Below are 8,588 nucleotides of genomic sequence, written 5' to 3'. Positions count from 1 at the left end.
AGGTACTGGAATAATAATGAATCCTCCTGTATTTATTGTTTTAAGCACTGCCTAGCCCTTAACTGAACCGTATTGATCAATAGCTGTGCGATCGAGCTTTTTGATTTTCCCATCCCTGAAGTGCTACGAAGCTACTGCAAAATCTGTGTACTGCCGCATCCCAGGCTCGTGAAAGGCCAAAACAATATCTTCCTTGGGAACTCCAGCGCGCACCGAATCCGTTGCAATCCCATCTTCTGTCCAGTCTTCCTCAATCCAGAATTTGCGATGGCGAATCCGAACGTACACAGTCATCCCGGTAATGCGATCGCCCTTTGGTCAGTCTAGGTTCATCCAGATGTAATGACCGTTTTGCTCGTCTGCAATCAAGAATGTCTCGATGTCTTGTTGAGAAGAGCGATCGCACAATTCTATATACTCGGTCAAAATACGCTTAATTAGTTTGGGATACTCTGTTAGTTTTTCCATTGCACAATTTCCTCTACTTCTGTATTACTGCAAAGTTATTTATTTTGGAAGTGTTGCTGATGTGGTTGTATAATGGCAATACCGTAATGAAAGGAAATTAGATGATGCAGGATGCTGCATCCCTAGCAGAAGAGATTGTTCAAGGCAAAGGCTATGTTTTATTGCCAGAACTCTTCACGTCCAGGGAAATTTCAGAAGCCAGATTGCACATTCTCAAGCAGGCCACAGAACAGCCAGCAGGACGCTTTTTGAAGACGGGTGAGCGATCGCGGCTATACAGATTGCTGGATGAAGCAGCAATTTTTGAGCAAATGGTACAGCATCCACGAGTTATTGAAGTTGTAGAGGCGATTTTGGGAAGCGATATGACCCTGGGCGGATTCTCTGCCCATATCCTCTATCCAGGTGCTACGAATATGGGAGCACACGTCGATTATCCCTACTTCACCATGACTCCTCCCTATCCAGCAACACCGGTGATGGAAGTTCAAGCAATCTGGATGATGGAAGACTTTACAGAAACCAACGGTGCTCCTTTGTTTGCAGCAGACACCCAGAAACTGTGCCAATTTCCAGACAAAAAAAAGTTTGCGGAATTAGCCAAGAAAGTCACTGGAAAAGCAGGCTCAGTTGTTCTTTCCCACGGTCTTTGTTGGCACGACACATCAATTAATCACTCAGACCAGCCACGTGTTTCGGTACTAGGAAATTACAATCCAAAATTTATCCGACCATTGGAAAACCCAGCTCAGCAAATGTCGCCAACTTTCCTAGAACAAGCCAGCCCAAAACTGAAACAGTTACTCGGTTATGAGTTTCATGCTGCTATTTTCAAGGATGTGCAGATGTTGCAGTACCACAACAGTGTTGCAGCGGAATGACACTTTTTCCTAGATCATGGTTTATCAACTTCCTTACGCAGCAAAACTATTAGCAAGTCTTACTGTAGGTCTATCTGCACGGGTTGGCAATCGCAAATAACTTCCAGGTAGCGTGGCAAGAAATTAATAACAAATTGAAATTGTTAAAACCTTGTGTATTTAGTTAAACAGCAAAGTTATTTTTTGGGGAATGATTGCTTGGTTGTAGGGTGGTAATACCTTATTTCCCTAGAGCCTTGCTAAGGATACTGGCAACCGCTGAACATGAACGTTATATTTATTGCGAAAGAAAGCTATGAATCTTCTTGCGATTGTAAATGAAATTATAGAATTGGCAGAAACAGATAATTTTTTGGGGAGGACAGATGTCTCCTTGGCATTTTTTTACGGTGGGGGCAATCCTCTCTACTTCTTCGCAAACGAAAATATCATCAAATATCGTGACGCACTATCAAGGGCATTTGATTCAGATGAGGAAATTAAAAGAACCTATACGTTAAACAAATATGAATCTCTGCTACAAGAGCATTTTAGAGAGTGTTTTTCAAAAAAATGCTTAGCTAAAAACGAGGATGTATCATCGTTTGTGGAAAAGCTTAAGGCGGAAAGTATAAAAACATTTTCTGTATTTCGAGACATACATGGAATAGTTTTAAACAGCCCCACAAGTCCCTTGTTATTGGGTGGTTACACAATATACGAGTTTGCTTCACAAAAAGAGTTTTTTGAGTCAATTTTTGACTCAAAAACAGATTCATTTCTGGAAATATGGGGCAATGACAATCCAGAATATTTAATTGAATGGAAGGCTGAAGCAAGAGACTGTGAAAAAGCAATTGAAATTGCTGACGAACATTTTGAGCGATTCGAGCTTATCCTAAGATATGTCCTTGGTTCCGCCACAAATCGCTTTGAAGTTGGCGTTTTAAACTACCAAGGCTGGCGTCATCGTAAAGCTTACATATTGTCTGTGGGGGAAGTGTCAAACTCATGGACTAGGCATGGCCCAAGAGAGCCGATACCACTTGATGATCCATATTTGGTAAAGGAGGATACTGGATATCACACTGTTTGGAGTTTTACTACAAAGAAAAATCTTAATAAGTTTCAAAAAAGAATTATGTTGGCAGTTGAATGGATCGGGCAATCAATAGCTGATCCCTCACCACAAAGTGCTTTTATCAAGGCGGCTATCGCTCTAGAAATTATCTTTACATATAACGAAAGGGACATTATTACTCCCTCAATTATGAATCAAATTTCTGAAAGTATAGCTCTTATATTAGGCAGCTCCGTCGATGAAATATTAAAACTCGAATCAAGCGTAAAAAAATTGTATGGCTTGAGATCGAAGATTGTACACTCTGGTCACAAAAATATTAGTCAAGCAGATTATAAAACTCTGGTTGAAATAGCACGTTCTGTAATAATAAAGATACTCACATCAGACAAGCTTAATTGCGTTGATTCTGTAGAAGAGTTATATACTATTCTCAAAAAAATTAAGTATTCTGGTGATGCAATATAACCAAGCGCTGAAGTCTGATAAATTACTCGCTGAGCTCATAATTTACTCTGGCACCCCCAGTCAATACAGCTATAACTCCTGCTCAAACAATAGCCATTAAAGTAGTTGATAGTTGGTAATCAATCGCTCGTGAGGAATAGGTAATTACTGCTGAGTAACAGCCATTACCCATTCCTCATCCTAAACCCTAGCTACCGCCAATTCGAGCGACATCGCGAGCGTTTTCTTCAAATGCAGCCGTCAGCGCATCATCACCGCTTAAACCCGATGCGATCGCCCTTTCAATAGCCTGCAACACCCGCTTATAATCCCTTGGCATCACCTTCACAAACACCGGCACCATCTCATCCCACGCAGCCAGAACCTTCGATGCCTTCGCACTTCCAGTCAAATCAACGTGAGTTTGAAGCATCTGCCGCAAATCGCTAATTTCCTCAACATCCTCCAATTTTTCCAAATCCACCATCGACATATTGCAGCGAGTTGCAAAATCGCCCGCTTCATCCAAAATGTAAGCAACACCGCCACTCATTCCCGCAGCAAAATTGCGCCCGGTTTCACCCAAAACTACAACTTTGCCGCCAGTCATGTACTCGCAACCGTGATCGCCCACACCCTCAACTACTGCGTTAACGCCGGAGTTACGCACCCCAAAACGTTCGCCCGCAATCCCTCGGATGAAAACCTCGCCGGATGTCGCGCCGTAAAGCACTACGTTACCGACAATCACGTTTTCTTCCGCGACGAAGGTAGAATCTGGCGACGGATACAAGATGATTTTGCCGCCGCTGAGGCCTTTGCCGAGGTAGTCGTTAGCTTCGCCTTCGAGCTCCAGGGTGACACCCTTGGGCACAAAAGCCCCAAAGCTTTGCCCGGCGCTGCCTTGGAAGTGCAGGTGTACCGTGTCATCCGGCAAACCTTCCCAGTGGCGTTTGGTGATTTCGTTGCCGAGAATTGTGCCGACAACGCGGTTGACATTGGTAATGGGCAGTTTGGCGTGTACTTTTTCGCCATTTTCGATCGCACCTTTGCACAAATCCAACAACACAGTCATGTCGAGAGACTTGGACAAACCGTGATCCTGCGCCATCTGACAATAGCGCCCGACATCCGCCCCAACTTCCGGCTGATAAAGGATTTTCGAGAAATCCAAACCCTTAGCCTTCCAGTGTTCCACAGCTTGCTGAGGTTCCAAAACATCAGTGCGGCCAACCATTTCATTCAGCGTGCGGAAGCCCAACTGCGCCATAATTTCGCGGACTTCCTGGGCGACGAAGGTCATAAAGTTTACCGTGTGCTCTGGGTCGCCGGTAAAGTTTTTCCGCAGCAGCGGGTCTTGCGTCGCCACGCCCACCGGGCAAGTGTTGAGGTGACACACGCGCATCATGATGCAGCCCAATGTCACCAGCGGCGCGGTCGCAAAACCGAATTCCTCAGCACCAAGCAAGGCAGCAATTACTACATCGCGGCCGGTTTTCATTTGACCGTCAGTTTCTACGACAATCCGGCTGCGGAGATTGTTGAGTACCAAAGTTTGGTGAGTTTCAGCCAGTCCCAATTCCCAAGGTAATCCCGCGTGTTTGATCGAAGTTTGCGGCGAAGCGCCGGTACCGCCGTCGTAGCCGGAAATCAACACGACATCGGCGTGGGCTTTCGCAACCCCGGCCGCGATCGTCCCGACTCCAACTTCCGACACGAGTTTGACGCTAATCCGCGCTTCCCGGTTGGAATTTTTCAAGTCGTGAATCAATTCGGCCAAATCTTCGATCGAATAAATGTCGTGGTGAGGAGGAGGCGAAATCAATCCCACACCCGGAGTCGAGTTTCGCACCTTCGCAATCCACGGGTATACTTTTTTACCGGGCAACTGTCCGCCTTCACCTGGTTTCGCGCCTTGGGCCATCTTGATTTGCAGTTCCCGCGCTTGGGAAAGATACAAGCTGGTAACGCCGAAACGCCCGGAAGCAACTTGTTTGATCGCGCTGTTTTTCGAGTCGCCGCGATCGTTCGTCCAAGTGTAGCGATCGGGATCTTCGCCGCCTTCACCGGTGTTCGATTTGCCACCAATGCGGTTCATCGCCACAGCTAAAGATTCGTGGGCTTCCTTAGAAATCGAACCGTAACTCATCGCCCCAGTTTTAAAGCGTTTGAGAATAGATTCGATCGGCTCAACTTCCTCAATGGGTATCGATTCCCGCTGCTTGAATTGCAACAAACCGCGCAAGGTAAAATGCTGCTGGTTTTGTTCATTAACCAGCCCCGAATACTGTTTGAAAAGCGTATAACTGCCCTCCCGCACCGACTTTTGCAGCGCATGAATTGTCTGCGGACTAAACAAATGCGCCTCGCCTTCTTTCCGCCACTGATATTCGCCGCCAACATCGAGAGTATGTCCGCTGGCTGGGCGGTCTGGGAATGCGTGATTATGGCGTAAAATTGCTTCTTGGGCGATGACTTCGAGGTCTACGCCTTCAATCCGCGAGGCTGTCCAAGCAAAGTATTTATCGACTACGGATTTGTTTAAGCCGATCGCCTCAAATATCTGCGCGCCGCGATAACTTTGAATTGTGGAAATCCCAATTTTCGAGGCAACTTTCGTCACCCCTTTAGTGGCGGCTTTGATGTAGTTTTTGCAAGCAGCTTTGTACTCGACATTTAGCAGCAATCCTTCGCGGATCGAATCGGCGATCGTCTCAAAGGCCAAATACGGATTAATCGCACCGCAACCATATCCAATAAGTGTCGCAAAGTGATGCACTTCGCGCGGTTCACCGGATTCGAGAACGAGTCCCGCCCGCGTGCGCGTACCTTTACGGATCAAGTGGTGGTGCAGGCCCGCAACTGCCAGCAGCGCCGGAATTGGGGCTTTGTCTGGACTGATACCCCGATCGCTCAAAATGATGATATTCACCCCGGAGGCGATCGCGCTGTCTGCTGCTGCAAAAACCTCTTCTAAAGCCTGTTCAAGACCTTTCACACCGCTTTTGGGGTCAAACAAAATCGGCACCGTGATGGACTTGAAATTGCCCTCATTTACGTGTTGGAGCTTAGCTAATTCTTCATTGCTGAGAATTGGCGTTTTCAGTTCAATTAAATGACAGCTTTCCGGTTCCGGTTTGAGCAAATTGCGTTCAGCGCCGATCGTAGTTTCGGCAGAAGTTACAATTTCTTCGCGGATAGAATCAATCGGCGGATTGGTAACTTGAGCAAACAACTGCTGGAAGTATTCATAAAGCAGTTTTGGTCGATTGGAAAGCACCGCCAGCGGCGTATCGGCACCCATCGCGCCGACAGCTTCCACGCCATCTTTCGCCATCGGTGCTAACAGCAACCGCAGTTCTTCAAAGGTGTAGCCAAAGGCCATTTGCCGCTGCAATAATGTTTCGGGATGAGATTCTGCTACTGCCGGCGCATCTTTCAGTTTGGCGATTTCGACCATGTGCTGGTCGATCCACTGGCGGTACGGGTGTTCTGTGGCGATTTTGGTTTTAATTTCCTCGTCAGAGACGATGCGGCCTTCCTCCGTATTTACCAGGAACATCCGCCCCGGTTGCAAGCGACCTTTTGATACAATTCGTTCTGGGGCGATCGGCAAAACTCCGGCTTCCGATGCCATAATTACCAAGTCGTCTTTGGTGACGCAGTAGCGGGAAGGGCGCAAACCGTTGCGATCGAGCACTGCCCCGATCGATGTACCATCGGTAAAGGCGATCGAAGCTGGGCCGTCCCAAGGTTCCATCAAGCAAGAATGGTATTCGTAGAAAGCCTTTTTCTCGTCACTCATGGACTCGTGGGCTGTCCAAGGTTCGGGAATCATCATCATTACAGCGTGCGGCAAAGAACGCCCGGCCAAAGTCAGCAATTCCAAAGCATTGTCAAAAATCGTCGAGTCGCTGCCTTCGATATTGATTAAATTGGGGATTTTCTTTAAGTCATCGCCGAATAGTTCCGACTCGAACAGCGATTGCCGCGCGTGCATCCAGTTAATGTTGCCGCGCATCGTGTTAATTTCGCCGTTGTGGGCGATGTAGCGGTAAGGGTGCGATCGTTCCCAACTCGGAAAAGTATTCGTGCTGAAGCGCGAGTGAACCAGGGCTAGAGCGCTTTCCATGTCGGGGTCATGCAAATCGGGATAGTAATCGCCGACTTGCACCGGCATTAACATACCCTTGTAGACGATCGTCCGGCAGGAGAGTGTGGAATTATACCAGTATGGGTCTGTGTTAGTCCTGCGGATGGCGTTGTGAGCACGCTTGCGGATGACGTACAGTTTCCGCTCGAAAGCCGCCTCATCGATACCTGCGGCGCGCCGGAGGAACACTTGCTGCATGAAGGGTTCGCTAGATTTGGCGGTGTCGCCGAGGGACGAGTTGTTGGTGGGAACATCGCGCCAGCCCAGCACTTCCTGGCCTTCTTCGGCGGCGATTTCCTCAAAAATGCGTTTGCCGTTTTCGCGTTCAGTTTGATTTGGCGACGAGTAAATCGCGCCAACGCCGTACTCGCCGGCTTCGGGAAGTTCGATGTTTAGGGCCGCGGTTACTTTCTTCAGAAACTTGTGGGGTACCTGCATCAAAATCCCCGCCCCGTCTCCAGTGTTGGGTTCGCAGCCGCACGCGCCCCGGTGGTCGAGGTTCAAGAGGATTGTCAGCGCCTGCTCGACAATTTCGTGGGATTTGTTACCCTTCATGTGTACGATGAATCCGACTCCGCAAGCGTCGTGCTCGAACTGCGGATCGTACAGACCTTGCTTTTGTGGCAGTCCGTTGCTGTTCATTTTGATGCTCCTGTCAAAGTGGCGAAAAGATGTTGATCTAGAGTAGAGGATGGGATGCCGATCGCTCTAGTATCATGTATTATATGTGGATCTACTCAATTGGGTAGAGCTACCAAAAAATCCCAACTTATTCGATCCGAGTAAAAAAATAGTTAAAGCCGATAACTTAACTATGGAACCCGGAGGTTAAAGATTTATGCTTAAAGACTCTTCAATTATTAGCGTATCTCCTGAGATTATGGGTGGAACCCCAGTATTTGCTTGTACGAGGGTTCCGGTACAAACACTTCTGGACTATCTAAAAGCAGGAGAATCCATTGATGATTTTTTAGATGGATTTCCAACCGTAAGTAAAGAGCAAGTTATCGCGTTGCTGGAACAGGTAGAAAAACAGCTCGTTGGCATGGTAGCATAACGCATGAAGCTTCTTTTGGATGAGTGTATAGATCGCAAATTTGCCAGATAATTTGTTGACTATGAGATAAAAACCGTTCCACAAATGGGATGATGGGCAGGTGTAAAAAATGGTCTTATTCTTGCACTTGCAGAAGCAGAGTTTGATGTTTTAATCACCGTCGATCGCAACTTATCATTTCAACAAAATTTACCACAGTTTGATATTGCGGTAATTGTTCTACAAGCACCATCTAATCGCTTGGGTGATTTGAAGCCTTTAGCTTCAAAAGTTTTAGCGATTTTAGCAATGGCAACTACTGAACAAGTTACGATTGTCAGTGCATAGTTTTAATAAATACTCTCTATGCAGTTATTCCCAACTACTCAATCCCCGATCGCCAATCCACTCTATAATAACTTTATCGCACTGTTAATCCGAGGGTGCATCTCAGTTTTGCAAATACATCAAGTGGAAAGTTGACCATTGAGATAAGCACAGCGCAGAGAAAGGATAGAGGCAACACTCTCGATATTCCACTGC

Annotated in this window: 4 protein-coding genes and 1 pseudogene; 3 read left to right on the top strand and 2 right to left on the bottom strand. The window is 46.9% G+C overall.

The window, feature by feature from the left end; translation table 11 throughout:
• Positions 1-123 precede the first annotated feature (123 nt).
• A pseudogene (locus QUA47_RS29260) lies at positions 124-468 on the bottom strand (XisI protein).
• 101 nt (positions 469-569) lie between these two features.
• Between QUA47_RS29260 and QUA47_RS29255 the strand changes: the two are divergent.
• Both QUA47_RS29255 and QUA47_RS29250 read left to right on the top strand, forming a co-directional pair.
• Positions 570-1,349 carry a phytanoyl-CoA dioxygenase family protein gene (locus QUA47_RS29255; RefSeq protein WP_333433378.1) on the top strand — a complete coding sequence of 260 codons (780 nt, stop codon included), beginning with the start codon at positions 570-572 and terminating at the stop codon, positions 1,347-1,349.
• 295 nt (positions 1,350-1,644) lie between these two features.
• Positions 1,645-2,877 carry a hypothetical protein gene (locus tag QUA47_RS29250; RefSeq protein ID WP_333433377.1) on the top strand — a complete coding sequence of 411 codons (1,233 nt, stop codon included), beginning with the start codon at positions 1,645-1,647 and terminating at the stop codon, positions 2,875-2,877.
• Between the two features lie 187 nt (positions 2,878-3,064).
• Here QUA47_RS29250 and gltB read toward each other — a convergent pair whose 3' ends face one another.
• Positions 3,065-7,651 (bottom strand): glutamate synthase large subunit, encoded by a 4,587-nt coding sequence (gene gltB / locus QUA47_RS29245; RefSeq protein ID WP_333433376.1) that lies wholly within the window; start codon positions 7,649-7,651, stop codon positions 3,065-3,067.
• A gap of 196 nt (positions 7,652-7,847) precedes the next feature.
• On the opposite strand from gltB, the gene QUA47_RS29240 reads away from it, so the two are divergent.
• The gene (locus QUA47_RS29240) at positions 7,848-8,066 is read left to right on the top strand and encodes a DUF433 domain-containing protein (RefSeq protein WP_333433375.1); all 219 of its coding nucleotides are present in this window, start codon (positions 7,848-7,850) and stop codon (positions 8,064-8,066) included.
• Positions 8,067-8,588 lie beyond the last annotated feature (522 nt).

The sequence above is a fragment of the Microcoleus sp. MON2_D5 genome (assembly GCF_036701905.1).
Lineage (GTDB): Bacteria > Cyanobacteriota > Cyanobacteriia > Cyanobacteriales > Microcoleaceae > Microcoleus.
This window is presented reverse-complemented; position numbering and strand designations above follow the sequence as displayed.

Bases quoted from the DNA above. Each gene is read 5' to 3' on its own strand.
- QUA47_RS29255 (WP_333433378.1), top strand. From the start codon at position 570: ATGATGCAGGATGCTGCATCCCTAGCAGAAGAGATTGTTCAAGGCAAA.
- QUA47_RS29250 (WP_333433377.1), top strand. From the start codon at position 1,645: ATGAATCTTCTTGCGATTGTAAATGAAATTATAGAATTGGCAGAAACA.
- gltB (WP_333433376.1), bottom strand. From the start codon at position 7,651: ATGAACAGCAACGGACTGCCACAAAAGCAAGGTCTGTACGATCCGCAG.
- QUA47_RS29240 (WP_333433375.1), top strand. From the start codon at position 7,848: ATGCTTAAAGACTCTTCAATTATTAGCGTATCTCCTGAGATTATGGGT.